We start from the raw sequence: 257 nt of genomic DNA on the forward strand, positions 1-257 counted from the left end.
GGCCAGGTTGGTGGAATATCACGTGCAGGCCAAGCGTTACCTGACCTTCAGCCAGCCGGGCTATTACGCCCGCCTGAGCGAAGCCAGCCGCCGCACTTTGGCGTACCAGGGCGGCATGATGAGCGTCGAAGAAGCCCAGGCCTTCGAACAGGACCCGCTGTGTGCGGTTAGTTTGCGCATGCGCCATTGGGATGAACAGGCCAAGCATGTATCCATACCGGTGCTTGATCTTGAAGTGCTCAAGGCCAAAGCTCGGC

The 257-nt window shown here is 59.9% G+C and carries 1 pseudogene; it reads left to right on the forward strand.

Features of this window, described 5'->3' with window-relative positions:
• Window positions 1–22: 22 nt before the first annotated feature.
• Window positions 23–257: pseudogene (locus tag KZZ04_RS19845) on the forward strand (hypothetical protein); the annotation flags it as partial.

Source organism: Pseudoalteromonas sp. CR1 (genome assembly GCF_019392235.1).
In the GTDB taxonomy this organism is placed as follows: Bacteria; Pseudomonadota; Gammaproteobacteria; order Enterobacterales; family Alteromonadaceae; genus Pseudoalteromonas.